The 21,343-nt window shown below is 69.6% G+C and carries 21 protein-coding genes; 13 read left to right on the top strand and 8 right to left on the bottom strand.

All coding sequences use genetic code 11. The features are described 5' to 3' along the window. Positions 1 to 41: 41 nt before the first annotated feature. Entirely contained in the window at positions 42 to 3,263 is a 3,222-nt protein-coding gene (gene putA / locus HEP75_RS02535; protein WP_185825320.1) for a bifunctional proline dehydrogenase/L-glutamate gamma-semialdehyde dehydrogenase PutA, read from the bottom strand. Positions 3,264 to 3,501: 238 nt separating this feature from the next. Here putA and HEP75_RS02540 point away from each other — a divergent pair, with 238 nt between their 5' ends. The 6 genes from HEP75_RS02540 to HEP75_RS02560 are packed head-to-tail and all read left to right on the top strand — an operon-like array spanning position 3,502 to position 8,243. After that, entirely contained in the window at positions 3,502 to 3,978 is a 477-nt protein-coding gene (locus tag HEP75_RS02540) for a DUF2244 domain-containing protein (protein ID WP_185815046.1), read from the top strand. Between the two features lie 20 nt (positions 3,979 to 3,998). Continuing rightward, positions 3,999 to 4,988 (top strand): cytochrome c oxidase subunit II, encoded by a 990-nt coding sequence (gene coxB, locus HEP75_RS02545; protein ID WP_185825321.1) that lies wholly within the window; start codon positions 3,999 to 4,001, stop codon positions 4,986 to 4,988. A 30-nt stretch (positions 4,989 to 5,018) separates the two neighbouring features. Then, positions 5,019 to 6,629 (top strand): cytochrome c oxidase subunit I, encoded by a 1,611-nt coding sequence (ctaD, locus tag HEP75_RS02550; RefSeq protein ID WP_185825322.1) that lies wholly within the window; start codon positions 5,019 to 5,021, stop codon positions 6,627 to 6,629. Continuing rightward, complete coding sequence (locus tag HEP75_RS22220) at positions 6,629 to 6,760, top strand: hypothetical protein (RefSeq protein ID WP_255423972.1); 132 nt, start codon at positions 6,629 to 6,631, stop codon at positions 6,758 to 6,760. The genes ctaD and HEP75_RS22220 overlap by 1 nt, the downstream gene beginning before the upstream one ends. Then, positions 6,757 to 7,347: a cytochrome c oxidase assembly protein gene (locus HEP75_RS02555; RefSeq protein ID WP_185822001.1), complete on the top strand. Its 591-nt coding sequence runs from the start codon at positions 6,757 to 6,759 to the stop codon at positions 7,345 to 7,347. Before HEP75_RS22220 ends, HEP75_RS02555 begins: the two co-directional genes overlap by 4 nt. Before the next feature lie 20 nt (positions 7,348 to 7,367). After that, the gene (locus HEP75_RS02560) at positions 7,368 to 8,243 is read left to right on the top strand and encodes a cytochrome c oxidase subunit 3 (protein WP_185822002.1); all 876 of its coding nucleotides are present in this window, start codon (positions 7,368 to 7,370) and stop codon (positions 8,241 to 8,243) included. A gap of 92 nt (positions 8,244 to 8,335) precedes the next feature. Here the strand turns inward: HEP75_RS02560 and HEP75_RS02565 are convergent, their stop codons facing one another. After that, positions 8,336 to 8,554: a twin transmembrane helix small protein gene (locus HEP75_RS02565; RefSeq protein WP_003480622.1), complete on the bottom strand. Its 219-nt coding sequence runs from the start codon at positions 8,552 to 8,554 to the stop codon at positions 8,336 to 8,338. 30 nt (positions 8,555 to 8,584) lie between these two features. Between HEP75_RS02565 and HEP75_RS02570 the strand changes: the two genes are divergently transcribed. The 5 genes from HEP75_RS02570 to HEP75_RS02590 are packed head-to-tail and all read left to right on the top strand — an operon-like array spanning position 8,585 to position 12,522. After that, positions 8,585 to 9,343 carry an SURF1 family protein gene (locus tag HEP75_RS02570; protein ID WP_185825323.1) on the top strand — a complete coding sequence of 253 codons (759 nt, stop codon included), beginning with the start codon at positions 8,585 to 8,587 and terminating at the stop codon, positions 9,341 to 9,343. A gap of 27 nt (positions 9,344 to 9,370) precedes the next feature. After that, complete coding sequence (locus HEP75_RS02575; RefSeq protein WP_185825324.1) at positions 9,371 to 9,946, top strand: hypothetical protein; 576 nt, start codon at positions 9,371 to 9,373, stop codon at positions 9,944 to 9,946. A 10-nt stretch (positions 9,947 to 9,956) separates the two neighbouring features. Continuing rightward, the gene (locus HEP75_RS02580) at positions 9,957 to 11,120 is read left to right on the top strand and encodes a COX15/CtaA family protein (RefSeq protein WP_185825325.1); all 1,164 of its coding nucleotides are present in this window, start codon (positions 9,957 to 9,959) and stop codon (positions 11,118 to 11,120) included. After that, the gene (gene cyoE / locus HEP75_RS02585; RefSeq protein ID WP_185825326.1) at positions 11,117 to 12,055 is read left to right on the top strand and encodes a heme o synthase; all 939 of its coding nucleotides are present in this window, start codon (positions 11,117 to 11,119) and stop codon (positions 12,053 to 12,055) included. The genes HEP75_RS02580 and cyoE overlap by 4 nt, the downstream gene beginning before the upstream one ends. After that, positions 12,052 to 12,522: a hypothetical protein gene (locus tag HEP75_RS02590; RefSeq protein ID WP_185825327.1), complete on the top strand. Its 471-nt coding sequence runs from the start codon at positions 12,052 to 12,054 to the stop codon at positions 12,520 to 12,522. The genes cyoE and HEP75_RS02590 overlap by 4 nt, the downstream gene beginning before the upstream one ends. Before the next feature lie 153 nt (positions 12,523 to 12,675). Here HEP75_RS02590 and HEP75_RS02595 read toward each other — a convergent pair whose 3' ends face one another. The 6 genes from HEP75_RS02595 to rpsU all read right to left on the bottom strand — a co-directional run bounded on the left by HEP75_RS02595 (position 12,676) and on the right by rpsU (position 19,674). Then, positions 12,676 to 14,262, bottom strand: a complete 1,587-nt coding sequence (locus HEP75_RS02595) for a thioredoxin family protein (RefSeq protein ID WP_185825328.1) — start codon at positions 14,260 to 14,262, stop codon at positions 12,676 to 12,678. A gap of 327 nt (positions 14,263 to 14,589) precedes the next feature. Continuing rightward, the gene (locus tag HEP75_RS02600) at positions 14,590 to 15,573 is read right to left on the bottom strand and encodes a bile acid:sodium symporter family protein (RefSeq protein WP_185825329.1); all 984 of its coding nucleotides are present in this window, start codon (positions 15,571 to 15,573) and stop codon (positions 14,590 to 14,592) included. Between the two features lie 288 nt (positions 15,574 to 15,861). Further along, positions 15,862 to 17,601: a DNA primase gene (gene dnaG, locus HEP75_RS02605; RefSeq protein ID WP_185825330.1), complete on the bottom strand. Its 1,740-nt coding sequence runs from the start codon at positions 17,599 to 17,601 to the stop codon at positions 15,862 to 15,864. Positions 17,602 to 17,668: 67 nt separating this feature from the next. Then, positions 17,669 to 18,583 (bottom strand): YihY/virulence factor BrkB family protein, encoded by a 915-nt coding sequence (locus HEP75_RS02610; RefSeq protein WP_185822010.1) that lies wholly within the window; start codon positions 18,581 to 18,583, stop codon positions 17,669 to 17,671. A gap of 132 nt (positions 18,584 to 18,715) precedes the next feature. Next, a complete protein-coding gene (locus HEP75_RS02615) occupies positions 18,716 to 19,162 on the bottom strand; it encodes a GatB/YqeY domain-containing protein (RefSeq protein ID WP_185825331.1) in 447 nt (148 codons plus the stop codon). A 296-nt stretch (positions 19,163 to 19,458) separates the two neighbouring features. Further along, entirely contained in the window at positions 19,459 to 19,674 is a 216-nt protein-coding gene (gene rpsU / locus HEP75_RS02620) for a 30S ribosomal protein S21 (protein WP_003465342.1), read from the bottom strand. Positions 19,675 to 19,796: 122 nt separating this feature from the next. On the opposite strand from rpsU, the gene tsaD reads away from it, so the two are divergent. Together tsaD and folB are read left to right on the top strand one after the other, a co-directional pair. Continuing rightward, the gene (gene tsaD / locus HEP75_RS02625) at positions 19,797 to 20,879 is read left to right on the top strand and encodes a tRNA (adenosine(37)-N6)-threonylcarbamoyltransferase complex transferase subunit TsaD (protein WP_185825332.1); all 1,083 of its coding nucleotides are present in this window, start codon (positions 19,797 to 19,799) and stop codon (positions 20,877 to 20,879) included. Between the two features lie 90 nt (positions 20,880 to 20,969). Next, positions 20,970 to 21,329: a dihydroneopterin aldolase gene (gene folB / locus HEP75_RS02630; protein WP_185825333.1), complete on the top strand. Its 360-nt coding sequence runs from the start codon at positions 20,970 to 20,972 to the stop codon at positions 21,327 to 21,329. The last annotated feature ends 14 nt before the right edge of the window (positions 21,330 to 21,343 follow it).

The raw sequence follows: 21,343 nt of genomic DNA on the forward strand, positions 1-21,343 counted from the left end.
GAAGCCGCTCCTATAGAGGTGCCGGCGAACTATTTCGCCGATCAGTCGCCCAGCGTCAGCAACGACGCATTGCCGCCGGCCGCGGTGGTGTTGACCGTCACCACCTTCTCGGTGGCGAAGCGCAGCAGGTAGTGCGGGCCGCCGGCCTTGGGGCCGGTGCCGGACAGGCCCTGGCCGCCGAACGGCTGCACGCCGACCACCGCGCCGATCTGGTTGCGGTTGACGTAGACGTTGCCGACCTGCACGCGTGCGGCGATGCGCTCGATGGTCTCGTCGATGCGCGAATGCACGCCCAGGGTCAGGCCGAAGCCGGTGGCGTTGATCTGCTCGATCACCGCGTCGAGCTGGTCGGCCTTCCAGCGGATCACGTGCAGCACCGGGCCGAAGATCTCGCGCTGCAGTTGCGCCAGCGACTGCAGTTCGTAGGCGCGCGGGGCGAAGAAGCTGCCGTGGGCGGTGCCGTCGTCGCTGGTGGCCACCGCGATCAGGCGCGCTTCGCGGTCCATGCGCGCGGCGTGGTCGGTAAGGATCTGCAGCGCGTCGGCGTCGATCACCGGGCCGACGTCGGTGGACAGCAGGCCCGGGTCGCCGATCTTCAGTTCGGCCATCGCGCCGGCGAGCATGGTCATCACCTTGTCGGCGATGTCGTCCTGCACGAACAGCACGCGCGCGGCCGAGCAGCGCTGGCCGGCGGAGATGAAGGCACTGGAGATCGCGTCCTTGACCACTGCTTCGGGCAGCGACGAGGAGTCGGCGATGAACGCGTTCTGGCCGCCGGTCTCGGCGATCAGCACGCCGATCGCGGCGTCGCGCGCGGCCAGCGCGCGGTTGATCGCGCGCGCGGTCTCGGTGGAGCCGGTGAAGGCGACGCCGGCCACGCGCGGATCGCGGGTCAGCGCAGCGCCGACGGTGGCGCCGTCGCCGGGCAGGAACTGCACCGCCGCCTCCGGCACGCCGGCGTCGTGCAGCAGCTTCACCGCGGCATGGCCGACCAGGTTGGTCTGCTCGGCCGGCTTGGCGATGACGGCGTTGCCGGCGGCCAGCGCCGCGGCGACCTGGCCGAGGAAGATCGCCAGCGGGAAATTCCACGGGCTGATGCACACGAACACGCCACGGCCGTGCAGCTGCAGTTCGTTGGACTCGCCGGTCGGCCCGGGCAGGCGCTCGGGCGCGCCGAACTGGGCGCGCGCCTGGCCGGCGTAGTAGCGCAGGAAATCCACCGCTTCGCGCACTTCGGCGACGCCGTCGGGCAGGGTCTTGCCGGCTTCCTTGACGCACAGCGCGATGAACTCGGGCATGCTCGCTTCCAGCAGGTCGGCGGCGTGCTCGAGGATGGTGGCGCGGCTGGCGGCCGGGGTGCGGTTCCAGCCCGGCTGCGCGGCGACCGCGTTGGCCAGCGCCTTCTCCACGGTGGCGGCGTCGGCCGGTTGCCAGCGGCCCACCACCTGGCGGCGGTCGGCGGGGTTGGTCACGTCCAGCGGCGCGCTGGCGTTCAGCGCGCCCGGCACCAGCGGCGCGGCCTGCCAGGGCTTGATCGCGGCGTTGAGCTGGTCGGCCAGCGCGCGCAGGTCGTTGTCGTTGGCGAGGTTGGCGCCCATGGAATTCTTCCTGTTGTGGTTCTGGCTGCGCAGCAGGTCGGCCGGCAGCGGAATCTTCGGATGCGGGATGGAAGCGAACGCGGACACGGCCTCGACCGGATCGCGGATCAGGTCCTCGATGGCCACGTCCTCGTCGGTGATGCGGTTGACGAAGCTGGAGTTGGCGCCGTTTTCGAGCAGGCGCCGCACCAGGTACGGCAGCAGGTCCTCGTGCGAGCCGACCGGCGCGTACACGCGGCATGGCACGCCCAGGCGGTCGGCGGGGATCACCTCGGCGTACAGGTCGTCGCCCATGCCGTGCAGCTTCTGGTGTTCGTAGTCCTTGCTGCCGGCGATGGCGCGCACCGCGGCGATGGTCTGCGCGTTGTGGGTGGCGAACATCGGGTACAGCGCGTCGCTGTGCGCGAACATGCGCTTGGCGCAGGCCAGGTAGGACACGTCGGTGTTCTGCTTGCGGGTGAACACCGGATAGCCCGGATGGCCCTCGACCTGCGCGCGCTTGATCTCCGCGTCCCAGTACGCGCCCTTGACCAGGCGCACCGGAATGCGGCGGCCGACGCGGCGCGCCAGGTCGGCGAGGAAGTCGATCGTGTACGGAGTGCGCTTCTGGTACGCCTGCACCGCCAGGCCGTAGCCTTCCCAGCCGTCCAGCGACGGATCGGAGAAGGTGGCTTCGATGATATCCAGCGACAGCTCCAGGCGGTCGGCCTCTTCGGCGTCCACGGTGTAGCCGATGCCGTAGGACCGGGCCAGCTGCGCCAGCTCCAGCACGCCAGGCACCAGCTCGGCCATCACCCGCGCGCGCTTGGCGTGCTCGTAGCGCGGGTACAGCGCCGACAGCTTGATCGAGATGCTGGGCGCGGCGAACACGTCGCTGCCCTGGTACGAGCCGTTGGGACCGCTGCGGCCGATCGCGTGGATCGCCTGGCGGTAGGCGTCGAGGTAGCGGTGCGCGTCCTTCATCGTCAGCGCGCCTTCGCCGAGCATGTCGAACGAATAGCGGTAGTGCGCGTTGTCGCCCTTCTTGGAGCGCGACAGCGCCTCGCCGATGGTACGGCCCATCACGAACTGGTGGCCCATGATCTTCATCGCCTGGCGCACCGCCAGGCGGATCACCGGCTCGCCGACGCGGCCGATCAGGCGCTTGAACGCGCCGGCCACGTCGGCGCGGGTCAGGTCGTTGATCTGCACCAGCTTGCCGGTGAGCATCAGCCCCCAGGTGGAGGCGTTGACCAGCACCGAGTCGCTTTCGCCCATGTGCTTCTTCCAGTCCGCGTCGCCGAGCTTGTCGCGGATCAGCTTGTCGGCGGTTTCCTGGTCGGGGATGCGCAGCAGCGCCTCGGCCACGCACATCAGCAGCACGCCTTCCTCGCTGCCCAGGTCGTACTGGCGCATGAAGGCCTCGATCGCGCCCTGGTTCTGGGCGCGGGCGCGCACCCGGGTGACCAGGTCGGCGGCCAGCGCCTGCACCTTGGCCTGGTCGGCGGCGGGCAGGCGCGCCTGCTCGAGCAGTTCGCGCACGTGGTCGGCCTCGTCCTTCAGCCACGCGGCGGTGATCGCGGCGCGCAGTGCGTGGGAGGCGGGGGGCAGTTCGGGGGTAAGCAACGGCGAGGGAGACGCGGACGGCATCGCCGGTGCGGAACCGGCGCCAGACAGAGCGTTCATGCAGGGAGGACCAGGGAAGATGCGCGCATTTTATGCCAGCGCCCGCTCGCGCAGCGCGTCGGCGCGGTGCCCAGTTGCCGGCGCCGGGCACCGATGGCTGAACGTCTGCGGAGAGAATTTGGTTGCAATGCAGCATTTTTTATGATGAACGCGCGCTTGCCGGCGCGCAGGCCCGGGGCTACCATCGAATCGTTGCTCGCGGCTGGGACAGCGCGGCGGCTCGGAAGCGCGGTTCGACATGATCGAAATGTGTCCGTTTTCTGCGGAGGGAGCGGGTACGCAGCTGCGGCTGCGGCCGCCGCGGGCGCTCAGTGCCCGGCAATTCGTGATGTTGTTCGCGGCGCTGGCCGGGGCGATGTGGGCGGTGGCGGTGCTGGGGTGGTTGGCCGGCAACGTGTTCGCGCCGGCGTTCGCCTTGCTGCACAGCATCGTGGTGGCGCTCGCGCTGCGCTGGTCATGGCGCAGCGGCGATCGCGAAGAGGACATCCGGGTGGGTCCGGGCTGCGTGGAAGTGACCCGCACGAATGCAGGAACGCCGGCGTTCCGCGCCCACCCGCATTGGGTGCGGTTGCGGATCGAAGGCGACGACAGGGTGGTGCTGGCGTGCAGCGGCAAGCAGGTCCGGGTCGGCGAGTTTCTCGGCCCGGGCGAGCGCCGCGAGCTGGCGCAGACCCTGGAAGGCTTGCTGGCGGCCGCGACCGGCCGCAACCGATGACGCTCCAAGGGGTCTAGGCAATGAAGCAATGCGGCATGTGGAAGCAACAGGCGGTCAGGGGCGGGATGGCATTGGCGGCGGCGCTGGCCGCACCCATGGCGTGGGCCCAATCGGCCGATCCGAAACCCTGGCAGTTGAACATGGGCCGCGGCGTCACCCAGAGCGCGCGCAACGCCTACGATTCGAACATGCTGTCGCTGTGGATCTGCGCGGCCATCGGCGTGCTGGTGTTCGGCGCGATGGGCTATGCGATGTTCAAGTTCCGCAAGTCCAAGGGCGCGGTCGCGGCGCAGTTCAGCCACAACACCAAGGCCGAGGTGATCTGGACGGTGATCCCGGTGCTGATCCTGATTGCGATGGCGTGGCCGGCCACGGCCAAGCTGATCGCCATGTACGACACCCGCGACGCCGAGCTGACCGTCAAGGTCACCGGCTACCAGTGGATGTGGCGCTACGAATACCTGGGCGAGAACGTCTCCTTCACCAGCCGCCTGGCGCGCGACTCCGATCGCATGCGCCAGAGCGGTAAGGTGCCGACCCTGGAGAGCAATCCGCACTACCTGCTCGACGTGGACAACCGGCTGGTACTGCCGGTGAACACCAAGGTGCGCTTCGTCATCACCTCCGACGACGTGATCCACGCCTGGTGGGTGCCGGCGCTGGGCTGGAAGCAGGACGCCATCCCCGGGATCATCAACGAAGCCTGGACCGACATCGACACCCCCGGCGTGTACCGCGGCCAGTGTGCCGAACTGTGCGGCAAGGACCACGGCTTCATGCCGATCGTGGTCGAGGCGGTGTCCAAGCAGGACTTCCAGAAGTGGCTGGCGGCGCGCAAGCCGGCACCGGCGGCGGCCCCGGCCGCGCCGGCCGCCGCACCTGCCGAGGCGCCCGCCGCGCCGGCGGCTCCGGATGCGCCCGCACCCGAGGCCACCGCGCCGGCCGCGCCGCCGCAGGCCCTGCTGCTCCGTCTTCGTTCCGGCTCGCACCTGACCGTGCAAGCCGCCTGATCTCCTGCATTCTTTTTTGAGGTAGCCGCCATGGCCCATTCCGCAGTCGATCACCACGACGAGCACGGGCATCAGCAGAGCTTCGTGGAACGGTGGTTGTTCTCCACCAACCACAAGGACATCGGCACGCTGTACCTGCTTTTCAGCTTCACGATGTTCATCGTCGGGGCGGCGATGAGCGTGATGATCCGTCTTGAACTCGCGCAGCCGGGGTTGCAGTACATCAAGCCCGAGCAGTTCAACCAGATGACCACCGTGCACGCGCTGGTGATGATCTTCGGCGGTGTGATGCCGGCCTTCGTCGGCCTGGCCAACTGGATGATACCGCTGCAGATCGGCGCGCCGGACATGGCCCTGCCGCGCATGAACAACTGGTCGTTCTGGCTGCTGCCGGTGGCCTTCACCCTGCTGCTGCTGACCTTCTTCCTGCCCGGCGGCGCGCCGGCCGGCGGCTGGACCCTGTACCCGCCGCTGTCGCTGCAGGGCGGCTACAACGTCGCCTTCAGCGTGTTCGCGATCCACGTCGCCGGCATCAGTTCGATCATGGGCGCGATCAACATCATCGCCACCGTGCTGAACATGCGCGCGCCCGGCATCGACCTGCTGAAGATGCCGATCTTCTGCTGGGCCTGGCTGATCACCGCGTTCCTGCTGATCGCGGTGATGCCGGTGCTGGCCGGCGCGGTGACCATGCTGCTGACCGACAAGTTCTTCGGCACCAGCTTCTTCAATGCGGCCGGCGGCGGCGACCCGGTGATGTACCAGCACATCTTCTGGTTCTTCGGGCATCCGGAGGTCTACATCATGATCCTGCCGGCGTTCGGCGTGGTCAGCGAGATCATCCCGACCTTCAGCCGCAAGCCGCTGTTCGGCTATCAGGCGATGGTGTACGCGATCGCCGCGATCGCGTTCCTGAGCTTCATCGTCTGGGCGCACCACATGTTCACCGTGGGCATGCCGCTGGGCGGCGAGATCTACTTCATGTTCGCCACCATGCTGATCTCCATCCCCACCGGGGTGAAGGTGTTCAACTGGGTCAGCACCATGTGGCAGGGCTCGCTGACCTTCGAGGCGCCGATGCTGTGGGCGGTGTCGTTCGTCATCCTGTTCACCATCGGCGGCTTCTCCGGGCTGATGCTGGCGATCGTGCCGGCCGACTTCCAGTACCACGACACCTATTTCGTGGTCGCGCACTTCCATTACGTGCTGGTCACCGGCGCGGTGTTCGGGCTGATCGCCGCGGTCTACTACTGGTGGCCGAAGTGGACCGGGCGCATGTACAGCGAGGCCTGGGGCAAGTTCCACTTCTGGTGGACGATGCTGTTCGTCAACCTGCTGTTCTTCCCGCAGCACTTCCTCGGCCTGGCCGGCATGCCGCGGCGCATTCCCGACTACAACGTGGTGTTTGCCGACTGGAACCTGGTCAGCTCGATCGGCGCGTTCGGCATGTTCGTCACCCCGTTCCTGATGGCCGGCATCCTGCTGGCGTCGCTGCGCAACGGCGCGCGCGCCGAGGCGCGGGCCTGGGAAGGCGCGCGCGGCCTGGAATGGACCGTGCCGTCGCCGGCGCCGGCGCACACCTTCACCTTCCCGCCGGTGCTCAAGCCCGGCGACCTGGCCCACGACGACATCAGCCACTGATGACCACGCAGACGCCGCTCGACGATCTGGCCCTGCGCCGCAAGCGCGCCGTGCGTACCGCGCTGGTGGTGGGCGCGGTCGCGGTGCTGATCTATGCCGGCTTCATCCTGTCCGGGGTGATCGGCCGATGAGCGCGCCGGCGCCGCGCGTGCACAGCAGCGCCGGGCTGTTCAAGCTGGTCGGCGTGGCGCTGGCGGTGTTCGTGCTGACCTTCTCGCTGGTGCCGCTGTACCGCATCGCCTGCGAAAAAGTGTTCGGCGTGCGCCTGGAGCGCGGCCCGGGCGAAGGCCCGCAGGCGGGCAAGCCGCTGCTCGGCAAGCGCACGGTCAAGGTCGAGTTCGACGGCGGGGTGAATTCCAAGCTGCCGTGGTCGTTCCATCCCGAGCAGCTGACCATGCAGGTGGTGCCCGGCGAACTCAACGAGGCGCTGTACTACGCGCGCAACGACGGCGAACGCGCCATCGTCGGCAGCGCGGTACCGTCGGTGGCGCCGGCGCGCGCCTCCGGCTACTTCACCAAGACCGAGTGCTTCTGCTTCACCGCGCAGACCCTGCAGGCCGGCGAGAAGCGCGACATGCCGGTGCGCTTCATCGTCGACCCGAACCTGCCCGGCGACGTCACCACCATCACCCTGTCGTACACCTTCTACAAGAACGATGCGCTGAGCGCGGAACTGGGATCGCCGAAACTGGCCGGTTCCGTGCGCGCGGCCCCTTGACCTCACCCGGAATGCCCGCCATGGCCCAGCCCAGCACCGACGCCACTGCCTATTACGTGCCCAGCCAGAGCCGCTGGCCGTTCATCGGCTCGATCGCGATGTTCGTGACCATGATCGGCGTGGCCAGTTGGCTCAACGACGCGGACTGGGGCAAGTGGACCTTCTTCACCGGCATCGCGATGCTGGTGGCGACCTTGTTCATGTGGTTCGGCGACGTGATCCGCGAATCGATCGCCGGCCATTACAACCGCCAGGTCGACGTGTCGTTCCGCATGGGCATGGTCTGGTTCATCTTTTCCGAAGTGATGTTCTTCGGCGCGTTCTTCGGCGCGCTGTTCTACACCCGCACCTTCATCCTGCCGTGGCTGGGTGGCGCCGGCGACGGGGTGATGACCAACGCGCTGCTGTGGGACGGCTATTCGGCGGCCTGGCCGACCAACGGCCCGGGCGCGATCGGCGGCCAGTTCCAGACCATCCCGGCGTGGGGCCTGCCGCTGATCAACACGCTGATCCTGCTCAGCTCCGGCGTGACCCTGACCATCGCCCATCACGCGCTGAAAGCCGGCCATCGCACGCGCCTGCTGGTGTTCCAGGGGCTGACCGTGCTGCTGGGCTGCGCCTTCCTGTACTTCCAGGCCGAGGAATACATCCACGCCTACAAGGAGCTCAACCTGACCTTGGGCTCGGGCATCTACGGCTCGACCTTCTTCATGCTCACCGGCTTCCACGGCGTGCACGTGCTGCTGGGCACGGTCATGCTGCTGGTGATGTGGCTGCGCTCGGCGCGCGGCCATTTCAGCCGCGACAACCACTTCGCCTTCGAAGCGGCGGCGTGGTACTGGCACTTCGTCGACGTGGTGTGGCTGGCGTTGTTCTTGTTCGTCTATGTACTTTGACGGCTGGGATTAGGGATTCGAGATTGGGGATTCGGCAGAGCAGGGGCGCTGCTCTAGCAATTCCCTATTCCCGATTCTCCATTCCCGGCTTCTCAGCGACCTAGCCCGTGCGGCTTGATCACGCCGGTGTAGATGCCCAGGATCACCAGCAGGATCAGGCACACCGATAGGCCGATGCGCCAGGTCAGTGCGTTCACCGTGCGCTTGCTCTGGCCGCGGTCCACCAACAGGTAGTACAGGCCGGCGCCGAGGTTCCACAGAATGACCAGCAGGAACGCGACGATCAGCAGGGTTTTCAGCGAGTCGTTCATGGGCGTCTCGGTGCACGGTATCGCCGCATTATGACCCTCGCCGCGTCTTCGCGCGTCGCCACGCGCGCGCGCATGCCGCTGTGGCTGGGCTGGAGCATCGCGCTGGCGGTGGCGCTGGGATTCTGCGCGCTGGGCCGCTGGCAATTGCTGCGCATGCACGAGAAACAGGCGTTGCTCGCGCAGGCCGCGCACATCCGCGACCGTCCGCAGGCCTTGGCCGCTGCGCTGCGCACGGCGTCGCCGACGCAACTGGCCTGGGTGCACGGCGCCGGCCGTTTCCTGCCCGGGCAGATCCTGCTCGACAACCAGCTGCGCGAAGGCCGCAGCGGGGTCAAGGTCTATCAGCCGTTCCTGGCCGATGACGCATCGGCGCCGCTGCTGGTCGAACTGGGTTGGCTGCCGCTGCCGGCCGACCGCGCATTGCCCAGGCCGATACCGTTGCAAGGGCGCTACACGCTGGTCGGCCTGCTCGGGCCGGCGCCTTCGCACGGGCTGACCCTGGGGCCGGCGCTGGTCGCCGCGCCGGCGCCGCAGCTGTGGCTGGCGATGCGCATCGAGCCGGCGGCGATCGGCCAGGCGCTCGGCCGCCGCGACATTTTGTCGCAGGTGCTGCGCCTGGATCCGGCCCTGCCGCTGGGCTATCCGCGCGACCTGGACATGCTGCCGAACACGCTGCCACCCGAGCGCCACTTGGGTTACGCGGTGCAATGGTTCGGCCTGGCGCTGGCCGTGCTGATCACCGCGGGCCTGCTCAGCTTGCCCGCGCGCAAGGGGCGGGGCGGGCGCTGAGCGCGCGCGCATGAGAAAATCCCCGGCATGAATGCCTCCCCCTCGGCTCCACGCCAGGCGACCGCGCGCGGCCGCTGGACGTTGATCGCGCTGTTCGCCCTGTTCTTCGGCTCGATGCTGGTCGCCGGCGCGCTGCGTTTTTCCGGCTGGCAACCGCCCGGCAGCCGCAACCACGGCGAGTTGCTGAAGCCGCCGGCCGACCTGCGCGCGCTGCAACCGCGGCTCGACGACGGCAGCGTCTACGCCTGGCAGCCGCAGCAGCGGCTGTGGCGCATCGCGCTGGCCCCGCCGCGCGACTGCACTACCGCCTGCGAGGCGCTGGCGCGCGATCTGGACAAGGTCTGGCAGCTGTTCGGCCACGACGCCGACCATGTGCAGATTCTGTGGATCGGCACGCCGCCGCCGGCGGTGCGCGCGCTGCCGCAGGTGCGCGTGCTGCGTGCCGACGCGGCGTTGCTGGATGGCCTGCCGCGCGTGCACGACGCGGCCGGGGTGCCGGTCTACGTGATCGATCCGAACGGCTTCGTGGTGCTGCGCTACGCGCCGGGCTTCGACCCGGCCGGGCTGCGCGCGGACCTGGCGAAGCTGCTGAAACTCCTGTGAGCCGTCCCCTATGAACCTGTTCGCGCCACCGGCGCTGTTTCGGCACTTCCACCGCATGGCCTGGCTGGCGGCGCTATTCACCGCCAGCACGATCATGTTCGGTTCGTTCGTGCGCCTGTCCGATGCGGGCATGAGTTGCCCGGACTGGCCGACCTGCTATGGCCGGGTGACCTGGCCGCAGAGCAGCGACGAGGCCAACGCGCACGCGGCCAGCAAGATCCGTCCGCTGGAGACGCACAAGGCCTGGCGCGAGCAGGTGCACCGCTTCCTGGCCGGGGCGCTGGGCGTGGAAGTGCTGGTGCTGTCGCTGCTGGCCGCGCGCCGGCGGCGCCTGGGCATCGCGCAGATCGTCGGCGCCGCTGTGCTGGTGGCGCTGTCGATCCCGCTGTACATGTCCGGCTGGCCGTCGCTGGCGATGGCGCTGGCCGCTGCCGGCGAAGCGATCCTGCTGCTGGCGGCGCTGCGCTGGTCCAACAGCGACCTGGCGCGCGCGGCGGTGCTGACCCTGGCGGTGGTGATCTTCCAGGCGCTGCTCGGCATGTGGACGGTGACCCTGCTGCTCAAGCCGATCGTGGTGATGGGGCATCTGCTCGGCGGCCTGCTGATGTTCTCGCTGCTGGTGTGGATGGCCTGGCGCGCCACCCATCTGCCGATCACCTTGGCCGACGCGTCGCGGCTGAAGTGGCTGCTGCGCCTGGGCGTGGCGCTGCTGGCACTGCAGATCGCGCTCGGCGGCTGGGTCAGCGCCAACTACGCGGCGCTGGCCTGCGGCGGCGGCAGTTGGTCGGCCGACAACTTCCCGCGCTGCGTCAGCCAGTGGTGGCCGCCGCACGATTTCCGCGAAGGCTTCACCCTGTGGCGCGGCATCGGCGTGGACTACGAAGGCGGCGTGCTCGACGGCGCGGCGCGCATCGCGATCCAGATGGCGCACCGGATGATGGCGCTGCTGGTGGCGGCCTACCTGCTGTGGCTGGGCTGGCGGCTGAGCCGCTCGCCGGGCATGCGCGGCTGGGCGGCGGCGCTGGCGCTGCTGCTGGTGGCGCAGGTCAGCCTGGGCATCCTCAACGTCAAGCTGGCGCTGCCGCTGCCGGTGGCGGTGCTGCACAACGCCGGCGCGGTGGCGCTGCTGTTCGTGCTGGTGTCGCTGCTGGCGCGGCTGCGGGCGCCGCAATGAGCGCCAAGGGCATCCACTGGCGCGACTACTGGGACCTGACCAAGCCCAAGGTGGTGGCGCTGATCGTGTTCACCGCACTGGTCGGCATGTGCCTGGCGGTTCCCGGTGTGCCGACCTGGGCGCAGGTGCGCACCGGCGTGATCGGCTTCTTCGGCATCTGGCTGGCGGCATCGGCCGCGGCGGCGATCAATCAGTTGCTGGATGCGCGCATCGACGCGCAGATGGCGCGCACCTCGTGGCGGCCGCTGGTGGTGGGCAAGGTGCTGCCGTGGCAGGTGCTGCTGTTCGCCACGGCGCTGACCGCGTTGTCGATGGCGATCCTGGTGATCTGGGTCAACACCATCACCGCGGTGCTGACCTTCGCCTCGCTGATCGGCTATGCGGTGATCTACACCGTGTTCCTCAAGCGCACCACGCCGCAGAACATCGTCATCGGCGGCCTGGCCGGCGCGGCGCCGCCGCTGCTGGGCTGGGCCGCGATCACCGGCATGCAGGGGCAGTGGGACTGGGCCTACGCCTCGCTGCTGGTGCTGATCATCTTCGTGTGGACGCCGCCGCACTTCTGGGCGCTGGCGATCTTCCGCCGCGCCGACTACGCCAAGGCATCGGTGCCGATGCTGCCGGTCACCCACGGCGTGGCGCATACGCGCAAGCAGATCCTGGTGTACACGCTGCTGCTGGTGGTGGCGACGCTGCTGCCGGCGGCGGTGGGCATGAGCGGCGTGTTCTATCTCGGCGGCGCGCTGGTGCTGAACGCGGTGTTCGTCTGGTACGCCTGGCGCATGCTCGACCCGCCGGACGAGATGTTCTCGATGCGCATGTTCGGCTATTCGATCGTGTACCTGATGGCGCTGTTCGCGTTCCTGCTGGTCGATCACTGGCTGCTGCCGGCACTGCCGATGGCGATGCCGACGCCGATGCCGACCGGCGCGTGAGCCGGCTGCGCCACGCCGGACTGCTGGCGCTGACGCTGGCGGCGCTGCCGTTTCCGGCGTTGGCGTGGGACACGCCGGAACAGGCGATCGACGCCTACCTGGCCTTCGAGCTGGACGGCGGGCGGCTGCAGGCATGGCCGTTCGCGCGCTACATCGTGGCGCCGCGCGGCTACGACGAACCGGGCTGGGACGTGCTGCATGCGGTGCGCGGCTGGCAGCGCGGCGCGGTGCGCTGCGACGACCCCGCGCGTTGCGAGGTCGTGGTGCTGTTCGAATACGCCGACACGCTGGCCCTGCCGGCGGCATGGCAACTGATGCCGCACCCGCATGGCGGCAGCGAGCGGGTGCGCTATGCGCTGCAGCGGCAGCCCGCGCCGGACGGCTGGCGCGTGGCCTCCACGCTCGGCCCGCCGCGGGTCAGGCTGAAGGTGGTGGCGACGCTGTGGCCGGACGCTGCCGCCGACTGAGCCGCGCCGATCCACCACGGCGCGCTGGCGCTGGCGCCGCAGCCGGTGGGGCCGGAGCGGCTACGATCCTTCGTTCGATGGCTTCCGGCGCGGCGCGCGCTCCCTGGCAGGCGCGTGCGCCAGCACGGACGCGTGCCGCGATGACCAGGGCGCTCAGCTCAGCCAGTGCTGGCAGCTGTCGCGGTCCTGGCTGCCGCAGCTTTGCTGCATCTTGTGCTGCAGGCGTGCGAGCACGGCGCTGCCGCCATGGCCCTTGCTCCAGCCCTGCAAGGTCTTGGCCAGGGTGTCGAAGCGCTGCCTGGTGCGCTGGTGGTAGCCGCCGGGCTGCCCGGCCAGTTCGCCGATGACCTGGCCGGCGGCGGCCTCGATCGCAGCCGCGTTGTCCGGCTGCAGCCGGATCAGGCCATCGACATAGAGCACGCCCCACTGCACCCGGGTGGCGGGGCCTTCGGCGCTCTCGTAGGCCTTCTTCAGCCAGTACAGCGCGGTCTGCTTGTCGCCGCGCGCCTCGGCCAGGCCGGCCAGTTCCGGCATGTAGTAGTACGGCGTCTTGCTGCGCCCCAGCTCTGCCAGCAGCAGCTGTTCGGCGCCGGCGCTGTCGCCGGCGTCGTCGAGCAGGCCGGCGGCATTGCTGATCGTGGACTGGCGTTCGTAGTCGGTCTTGGCCGCCTGTTCGGCCCACTGCACGCGCTGTTGCACCTTGGCGACCACCGCGGCCGGCAGCGGCGGATGCGGCGCGTCGCCGGCGTCGGCCGGCTGGCCCTGCGCCAGCCGCGCCAGCTGGATGTCGGCGTACGCGGTATCCAGGCGGTCGCTGATCGGCAGGCTGCTGTCGGCATAGACCTTGTCCAGCGCGCCGGTCAGCGCGTTGGACAGCGTGGCCCGTTCGCCGGCATCGGCGGCCGCGGCCTGCACCAGCTCGCGCGCCGAATAGGTCAGGGTGCTGCGGTTGGCGCGCACCTCGGCCGGATCGGCCAGCACCGCCTGCAGCAGGCTGCGATCGGCGGCACGGCGCTTGGCGTCGGTGGTGCCGGCCTTGTCCGGATCCCGCGCGGCCAGCGCCAGCAGCGCGAAGCGGCGCTGCAGCGCCGGCTGCGGCGCGGCGGCGGCCAGTTGCGCGAGCACGCCGGCGGCCTGCTCCGGCTTGACCAGTTGGCTGGCATCCACCGCCCAGCCGTATTCGCCGAGCAGGGTCCAATCGTCGGCGCTGAGCGTGGTCGGCGCCTGCAACGCCTTCTGCAGCAGCTGTGCCGACGTGGTGGTGCGGGTCGCGGCCACGCGCAAGGCCTCGGCCAGACGCCCGGTGTCGCTGTCGCCGGCCAGGCGGGTGACCTCGCTGCGATCCGGGCGCAGCACGATGATGGTCGGATAGCCCTTGATGCCGAAGCGTTCGCCCCAGGCCTGCGCGCCTTCCGAATCGCCGTCCAGATGCACCGCGACGAAGGCGCGGGTGCGGGCGATGAAGGCCGGGTCCTTGAACAGCGTGGCCTTGAGCCGGTTGCACGGCGGGCACCAGGCCGCGCCCCAGTACAGCAGCACCGGCTTGTTCTGTTCGCGCGCTTCGGCGAAGGCGTCGTCGACATCGCCCTCGCGCCAGGCGATGCCGGCGCTGTCGGGCGCCTTGGCCGGCGCGGCGACCTGCGGCTTGGCGGGAGCGGGCGGCTTGTCGCAGCCGCCCAGCGCCAGCACTGCGGCAAGGCTGGCGGACGTCATCACGGAAAGGCGGAGCGTACGGCGCATACGTCGGTCACCGGGCGAAGAGGGGAGGGCGGCAACGGCGGATGCCGTGCAGGCCATGGCGCCAACCGTGCACTCTACCTAGCCGATCGTGCCGGGGGTACCGGGCGGACATGTCGGTTGCGCATTTGCATATGCCGCGATTCAGCGGTGGCGGCCGGTGCGCGTTTGCGGCACGGCACGGACGATGGCGCGTGTGGCGGGGGGGCAGCTACCGCGCAGCGTTCCGCTTTCGCCACAGTGGATCGCGTAGATCGGCGTGTTGCGCACGCAGGCGGCGGCCGCGCCTTCTCGGGAAGACGGCGGCGATCCATCGCTGCCGCGCGGTCGCTAGTCCTGTGCCGCCGTCTTCGTCTCGCGGGCATAACGCTGCGCGACGAAGGCGCAGACGATCAGCTGGATCTGGTGATAGATCATCACCGGCAGCACGATCGCGCCCAGGCTGCCGCTGGCGAACAGCACCTTGGCCATCGGCACGCCGGTGGCCAGGCTCTTCTTCGAACCACAGAACACGATCGGGATCTCGTCGTGGCGGCCGAAGCCCACCCGTCGCGTGGCGAAGGTGATCAGCCCCATCGCCAGCGCCAGCAGCAGCGCGGCGACCAGCGCCACGCCGAGCAGCGCCGGTAACGGCGTCTTGCGCCACAGGCCCTCGATCACCGCGGCGCTGAAGGCGGTGTAGACCACCAGCAGGATCACGCCCTGGTCGGTGTAGCGCAGCACCGCGCGGCGCCGTTCGACCCAGGCGCCGATCCAGGGCCGCAGCAGGTGGCCGGCCACGAACGGCACCAGCAACTGCAGCATGATCTTGCCCATCGCCTCCAGCGGGTTGGCCATCGCGCTCTGCGCGCCGGCCAGCAGGCCCATCAGCAGCGGGGTCAGGAACACCCCGAGCAGGCTCGACAGCGACGCGCTGCACACCGCCGCCGGCACGTTGCCGCCGGCCATCGAGGTGAACGCGATCGACGACTGCACGGTGGACGGCAGCGCGCACAGGAACAGCACGCCGATGTACAGCTCCGGGGTCAGCAGCCAGTGCGACAGCGGCTTGAGCAGCAGCCCCAGCAGCGGGAACAGCACGAAGGTGGCGGCGAGGATGGTCAGGTGCAGGCGCCAGTGCAGCGCACCGGCGACGATCGCCTCGCGCGACAGGCGTGCGCCGTGCAGGAAGAACAACGCGGCGATGGCGATGTCGGTGACGTCGTCCATGATCGCCGCGGCCTGTCCGCGCACCGGCAGCAGCGAGGCCAGCAGCACGGTGCCGAGCAGGGCCAGTGTGAAGGGTTCGATGCGGAGTTTTTTCAGCAGGCTCATCGGCGGTGGAATCTCGGCGAAGGGGGCCGTCGGCAGGGGCGGCACGGGAAGCGCGATCGCGATGCTGCGTGCGCAACTGCGCCGTGGTGCGGATGGCGCGGGATCTCGGCGACAACGCAGGACGCGGTTGCGCCGTCTGTGGACCATCGTAGACCACGGTCGGCGGCGAGGGCCACGTGCGAGCGCGAGCGCGCTGCGGATCGCATGCGCCGCGCCCGGTGCCGGTCGACCACGCGCGCAAACTGCATCCGCACTCCGCGCATCGTAGCCGCAGGCAGACGCATCAGGTCAGCGCGCACCGGGCCGCAGCCGCAGCAGTTCGCGCAGTTCGTACTTGTCGGTCTCGTCCAGGCCTTGCGCGCGCTGCTTGGCCTGCAGTTCCTCCAGCCGTTGCTGCAGGGTCTGCCGTTCCAGCTGCACCACCACGTCGTGCAGTTCCTGGCGCCAGCTGGCGGTTTCGCCGGGAATCTCCTGCACCGCCAGTTTCTGCAGCGCGGGCAGTTCCTCGCGTTCGTGGAAATGCTCGAGCAGGGCGCCGGTGGAGATGTCCGGGCGCGTGTGCACGATCTCCAGCAGTTCGATCATCAGTTCGATGCCGGGCAGGCGCAGGCCGGCGAACGGGTAGGGCGGGGGCAGGTCCAGCGCCAGCGCCGGCGTGTGCAGCAGGCGTACGATCGCCTCGCGCACCAGGCTGCGCTTTTGCGTCGGCCGTAGCGCCGCGCGCGGCGGCGGCTTGGCCAGCTGCGCGGCGGCGGGCGCCGGGCCGCCGATGCCGGTGATCTCGGCCAGGCGCTGGCGCATCAGGTCGCCGAAGGCGCCATCGGGAATCTGCGCCAGCATCGGCCGCGCGCGCTCGGCCAGCCGCGCCTTGCCGTCGAGCGTGGCCAGGTTGACCTCGCGCGAGAGTTCGTCGAAGAAGAACTGCGACAGCGGCGTGGCCTGCTGCAGGCGCGCGGCGAAGCCGTCGGCGCCTTCCTTGCGCACGATGCTGTCCGGGTCCTCGCCGTCGGGCAGGAACAGGAAGAACGCCTGGCGCCCGTCCTTCATCCGCGGCAGCACCGATTCCAGCGCCTTCCAGCCGGCGCGGCGGCCGGCGGCGTCGCCGTCGAAGCAGAAGAACACGTCCGGCGCGTTGCGGAACAGCAGCTCGGCGTGGTCGGAGGTGGTCGCGGTGCCCAGCGTCGCCACCGCCTGGGTGACGCCGAACTGGAACAGCGAGACCACGTCCATGTAGCCCTCGACCACGATCAGCCGTTCGATCTTCTGGTTGGCCTGGCGCACCTGCCACAGGCCGTACAGCTCGCGGCCCTTGTGGAACAGCGCGGTCTCCGGCGAGTTCAGGTACTTGGGGCCGTCGTCCTTGTCCATGACCCGGCCGCCGAAGGCGATGACCCGGCCGCGGCGGTCGAAGATCGGGAACATGACCCGGTCGCGGAACTTGTCGTAGACGTGGCCGCGCTCGTTCTTGGAGAACAGCCCGGCGCGCTCGAGCAGCTTGTGGCGGCGCTCGTCGGTACCCAGTGCGTCCTTCAGCGCGCTGAAGCCGTCCGGCGCGTAGCCGATTTGGAAGCGCGCGCGGTTGTCGGCGTCCACGCCGCGGCCGTCGAGGTAGCTGCGCGCCTTGTCGCTGGTGTCGAGCTGGCGCTGGAAGAACTTGGTCGCCGCGTCCAGCGCCGAGTACAGGTCGCGATGGTCGTCGCCGGCGGCCTGCGCGGCGCCGCGTTGTTGCGCATCGCGCGGCACTTCCATGCCGGCGCGCTTGGCCAGTTCGTCGACCGCGTCGAGGAACTCGAGGCGGTCGTAGTTCATCAGGAAGCTGATCGCGGTACCGTGCGCGCCGCAGCCGAAGCAGTGGTAGAACTGCTTGGTCGGCGACACCGTGAACGAGGCCGAGCGCTCGTCGTGGAACGGGCAGCGCGCCGCGTACTCCTTGCCCTGGCGCTTAAGCGGCACGCGCGTGCCGACCACCTCGACGATGTCGGTGCGGGCGAGCAGGTCGTCGATGAACGCGTCGGGGATGCGGGCCATGGGCGATAGGATGCCATGCGTCCGCGCCGCGGCCACGGATCGGGCCGCAAACCCCGGCGTTGCGGTGCTACAGCTGCGGCGGAATCGCGGTGATCGCGCTGGCGTCGATCCCGGCCGCGGCGAGCTTGCGCCGCGAGCGCAGGCGCTCGTCGATCACCGCGGTGATCAGCGCGCCGACGAAGAACACCACGGTGGCGTAGTAGATCCACACCAGCAGGATCACCAGCGCGCCCATCGAGCCGTAGGCGCTGCCCGGCGCGGCGGTGGCGATGTACACGCCGATCGCATAGCGGCCGGCCACGAACAGGCAGGCGGTGATGGCGCCGCCGATGAACGCCTGGCGCCATTCCACGCGCCGGTCCGGCAGGTAGTGGTAGAGCACGGCGAAGGCCAGGATGTAGATCGCCAGCGTGGAGGCATAGCCCACCGCCGGCAGCAGCGAGGGCATGCGCGCGAACAGCACCTGCACCACGGTGGTCAGGATCATCGAGATCAGCAGCAGAAAGCCCAGCCCCAGCACCACGCCAAAGGAGAACACGCGCTTCTTCAGCCACGCCAACAGTCCTTCCAGGCGCTGCTTGTCGGTGCGGAAGATCAGGTTCAGCGCGTTCTGCAGTTGCGCGAACACCGCGGTGGCGCCGACGAACAGCAGCAGCGTGCTCCACAGCCCGGCCAGCGAACCGATGCTGGGCTGGTTCTTGGCGTTGTCGATGATGGTCTGCGCCACTTCGCGCGCGCCGTGCCCGGCCAGTTGCCCGATCTGCTCGATGAAGGCCTGCTGCGCCTGCGGGTACAGCGAGGCGGTCAGCCACAGCAGCAGCACCAGCAGCGGCGCCAGCGACAGCAGCGCGTAGAACGACAGCGAGGCGGCCTGGGTCATCACGTCGATCTCGACGAAACGCCGCAGCAATGCCGCCGGCAGGCTCTGCTGCAGGCGTTCCAGGTGTTTTTGCAGGCGGGCGGGCGACAGCGACAGGGACATGGGAGCGGGGAGCAGCCTTGCGACGGGCGCGGCATCGTGCGATGCCGGGCCCGCGTGTGCGCTGAAGGTGTCGCAGGCTCGCCGGCGTTGTAGCAGCCTGCGGCCGAAAGGCGGGTGAAACCCGCCGCCGGATCAGCCGGCCAGCTGCTGCTTGACCAGCACCGAGACCAGGCCCATGTCGGCCTTGCCGGCCAGCGCCGGCTTCAGCACGGCCATCAGCTTGCCCATGTCGGCCGCGCTGCTGGCGCCGGTCTGCGCGATCGCGGCCTGGATCGCGGCGACGATCTCCGCCTCGCCGAGCTTGGCCGGCAGGTAGCGCTCGATCACCACGATCTCCTCGCGCTCGATCGACGCCAGGTCCTCGCGCCCGGCCGCGGCGTACTGGCTCACCGAGTCCTTGCGCTGCTTGACCATCTTGTCCATCAGCGCCAGCACCGCGGCGTCGTCCACGTCCTTGCGCTCGTCCACTTCCTTCTGCTTGATCGCGGCGTTGATCAGCCGGATCACGCCCAGGCTGTGCGTGTCGCGGGCCTTCATCGCGGCCTTCATGTCGTCGATGAGCTGCTGCTTGAGGGTCATGAGGGGCTCCAGGGGAAAGGGAAGAAGGGGATGGGCATTCTAGGCGCTGTGCCGTGCCAGTCCCGGCTGGGCCAGGGCGGGTGCGGGGCAAGCGCAAGGGGGGCGCGGGAATCGGTCCCGGTGCGGGGCAGACCGGCGGGTTGGGCCTCGGCGGGGCGCCACGGGGCAGTGGCCGCAGATCTGGACCTTAATCCAAGGCCACACAAAAAGCCGGCGACGCTTGCGCGTGCCGGCTTCGTGGGCTTACCGTAGCGGATGCCGAAACCGGCACAACCCGCTACCGCAAACCGCGATCCTCAGTACAGACGCTGGCGCTTGGTGACGTCGCGAGACGTACGGCGCAGCTGGCGCTTCACCGCGGCTGCGGCCTTGCGCTTGCGTTCCTGGGTCGGCTTTTCGTAGAACTCGCGCTTGCGGGTTTCGGCCAGCACGCCGGCCTTTTCGCAGGTGCGCTTGAAGCGACGGAGCGCAAACTCGAAGGGCTCGTTCTCGCGGACTTTGACGCTGGGCATGGAATCTCCGGGGACACAATGGTGACCGGGTCACGCCCGGCGAGCCGCACATTATAGCGACTGATTTCCTGGCTGCAAGCGGGACGTTTGCCTGCCGCCGATTCGGCCCCACAATGGCAGCCATGAGAGTCCTCGGCATCGAATCCAGCTGCGACGAAACCGGCGTCGCCGTCTACGACACCGCCCTGTCCGGCGCGGCCGCGCTGCGTGCGCACGGGCTGTACAGCCAGATCGCGCTGCACGCCGAATACGGCGGCGTGGTGCCGGAACTGGCCAGCCGCGACCACGTGCGCAAGCTGCTGCCGCTGATCCGCCAGACCCTGGCCGAGGCCGGGCTGCAGGTGCGCGACATCGACGGGGTCGCCTATACCGCCGGCCCGGGCCTGGTCGGCGCCCTGCTGGTCGGCGCCGGCGTCGCCCGCGCGCTGGCCTGGGCGCTGGAGGTGCCGGCGATCGGCGTCCACCATATGGAAGGCCACCTGCTGGCGCCGCTGATGGAGGACCCCGACCCGGTGCACGGCGTGCCGGCGCCGCCGTTCGTGGCGCTGCTGGTGTCCGGCGGACATACCCAGCTGATCGCGGTGGAGGCGATCGGCCAGTACCGGCTGCTCGGCGAGACCCTGGACGACGCCGCCGGCGAGGCCTTCGACAAGACCGCCAAGATGATGGGCCTGCCGTATCCGGGCGGCCCGCAGCTGGCCGCGCTGGCCGCGCAGGGCACGCCGGGCCGGTACCGCTTCGCGCGGCCGATGACCGACCGGCCCGGGCTGGATTTCAGTTTCTCCGGACTCAAGACCCAGGTGCTGCTGGCCTGGCGCGGCAGCGACCAGAGCGAGAGCACCCGCGCCGACATCGCCCGCGGCTTCGAGGATGCGGTGGTGGACACCCTGGCGATCAAGTGCGAGCGCGCGCTGCAGGCGGCGGGCAGCGACACCATCGTGGTCGCCGGCGGCGTCGGCGCCAATCTGCGCCTGCGCGCCAAACTGCAGGCGATGGCGCAGGCGCGCGGCGGCCGCGCCTGTTTCCCGCGCCCGGCGCTATGCACCGACAACGGCGCGATGATCGCCTTCGCCGGCGCGCTGCGCCTGCAGGCCGGCCAATCCAGCGACGCGGCGGTGCGGGTGACGCCGCGCTGGGACATGGCGGCGCTGCCGCCGTTGGCGGCGGCAGCGGGGGAATCGGGAATGGGGAATCGGGAATCGTAAAAGCGGGCTCCGTGCGGTTTTTGCCTTTGCCTCTGCTTTTGCGTTTGCTCTTACCATTCCCCATTCTCGACTCCCCATTCCCAGCCCCCCATGGATAAAGTTTTCATCGAAGGTCTAGAAATCGACGCGCTGATCGGCATCTACGATTGGGAGCGGCGGATCCGGCAGACCTTGCGCTTCGATCTGGAGATGGGCTTCGACAACCGGGTGCCGGCGGCCAGCGACGACATCGCCGATACGCTCAACTACAAGGCGGTCAGCAAGCGCCTGGTGGAGCTGGTCGAGCAGTCCGACTACGGCCTGGTGGAGACGCTGGCCGAGCGCTGCGCGGCCGCAGTGCTGGAAGAGTTCGAGGTGCGCTGGCTGCGGCTGAAGTTGAGCAAGCCGGGGGCGGTGCGCGGCGCGCAGGCGGTGGGCGTGATCATCGAACGCAGCCGCGACGCCGGCTGAGCGCGCGCCGGCGC

Origin of the sequence: Xanthomonas sp. SI (assembly GCF_014236855.1) — a bacterium.
In the GTDB taxonomy this organism is placed as follows: domain Bacteria; phylum Pseudomonadota; class Gammaproteobacteria; order Xanthomonadales; family Xanthomonadaceae; genus Xanthomonas_A.

What these genes read in the sequence shown, in the direction of transcription:
- putA (WP_185825320.1), bottom strand. Translation starts at nt 3,263, where the DNA reads ATGAACGCTCTGTCTGGCGCCGGTTCCGCACCGGCGATGCCGTCCGCG.
- HEP75_RS02540 (WP_185815046.1), top strand. Translation starts at nt 3,502, where the DNA reads ATGATCGAAATGTGTCCGTTTTCTGCGGAGGGAGCGGGTACGCAGCTG.
- coxB (WP_185825321.1), top strand. Translation starts at nt 3,999, where the DNA reads ATGAAGCAATGCGGCATGTGGAAGCAACAGGCGGTCAGGGGCGGGATG.
- ctaD (WP_185825322.1), top strand. Translation starts at nt 5,019, where the DNA reads ATGGCCCATTCCGCAGTCGATCACCACGACGAGCACGGGCATCAGCAG.
- HEP75_RS22220 (WP_255423972.1), top strand. Translation starts at nt 6,629, where the DNA reads ATGACCACGCAGACGCCGCTCGACGATCTGGCCCTGCGCCGCAAGCGC.
- HEP75_RS02555 (WP_185822001.1), top strand. Translation starts at nt 6,757, where the DNA reads ATGAGCGCGCCGGCGCCGCGCGTGCACAGCAGCGCCGGGCTGTTCAAG.
- HEP75_RS02560 (WP_185822002.1), top strand. Translation starts at nt 7,368, where the DNA reads ATGGCCCAGCCCAGCACCGACGCCACTGCCTATTACGTGCCCAGCCAG.
- HEP75_RS02565 (WP_003480622.1), bottom strand. Translation starts at nt 8,554, where the DNA reads ATGAACGACTCGCTGAAAACCCTGCTGATCGTCGCGTTCCTGCTGGTC.
- HEP75_RS02570 (WP_185825323.1), top strand. Translation starts at nt 8,585, where the DNA reads ATGACCCTCGCCGCGTCTTCGCGCGTCGCCACGCGCGCGCGCATGCCG.
- HEP75_RS02575 (WP_185825324.1), top strand. Translation starts at nt 9,371, where the DNA reads ATGAATGCCTCCCCCTCGGCTCCACGCCAGGCGACCGCGCGCGGCCGC.
- HEP75_RS02580 (WP_185825325.1), top strand. Translation starts at nt 9,957, where the DNA reads ATGAACCTGTTCGCGCCACCGGCGCTGTTTCGGCACTTCCACCGCATG.
- cyoE (WP_185825326.1), top strand. Translation starts at nt 11,117, where the DNA reads ATGAGCGCCAAGGGCATCCACTGGCGCGACTACTGGGACCTGACCAAG.
- HEP75_RS02595 (WP_185825328.1), bottom strand. Translation starts at nt 14,262, where the DNA reads ATGCGCCGTACGCTCCGCCTTTCCGTGATGACGTCCGCCAGCCTTGCC.
- HEP75_RS02600 (WP_185825329.1), bottom strand. Translation starts at nt 15,573, where the DNA reads ATGAGCCTGCTGAAAAAACTCCGCATCGAACCCTTCACACTGGCCCTG.
- dnaG (WP_185825330.1), bottom strand. Translation starts at nt 17,601, where the DNA reads ATGGCCCGCATCCCCGACGCGTTCATCGACGACCTGCTCGCCCGCACC.
- HEP75_RS02610 (WP_185822010.1), bottom strand. Translation starts at nt 18,583, where the DNA reads ATGTCCCTGTCGCTGTCGCCCGCCCGCCTGCAAAAACACCTGGAACGC.
- HEP75_RS02615 (WP_185825331.1), bottom strand. Translation starts at nt 19,162, where the DNA reads ATGACCCTCAAGCAGCAGCTCATCGACGACATGAAGGCCGCGATGAAG.
- rpsU (WP_003465342.1), bottom strand. Translation starts at nt 19,674, where the DNA reads ATGCCCAGCGTCAAAGTCCGCGAGAACGAGCCCTTCGAGTTTGCGCTC.
- tsaD (WP_185825332.1), top strand. Translation starts at nt 19,797, where the DNA reads ATGAGAGTCCTCGGCATCGAATCCAGCTGCGACGAAACCGGCGTCGCC.
- folB (WP_185825333.1), top strand. Translation starts at nt 20,970, where the DNA reads ATGGATAAAGTTTTCATCGAAGGTCTAGAAATCGACGCGCTGATCGGC.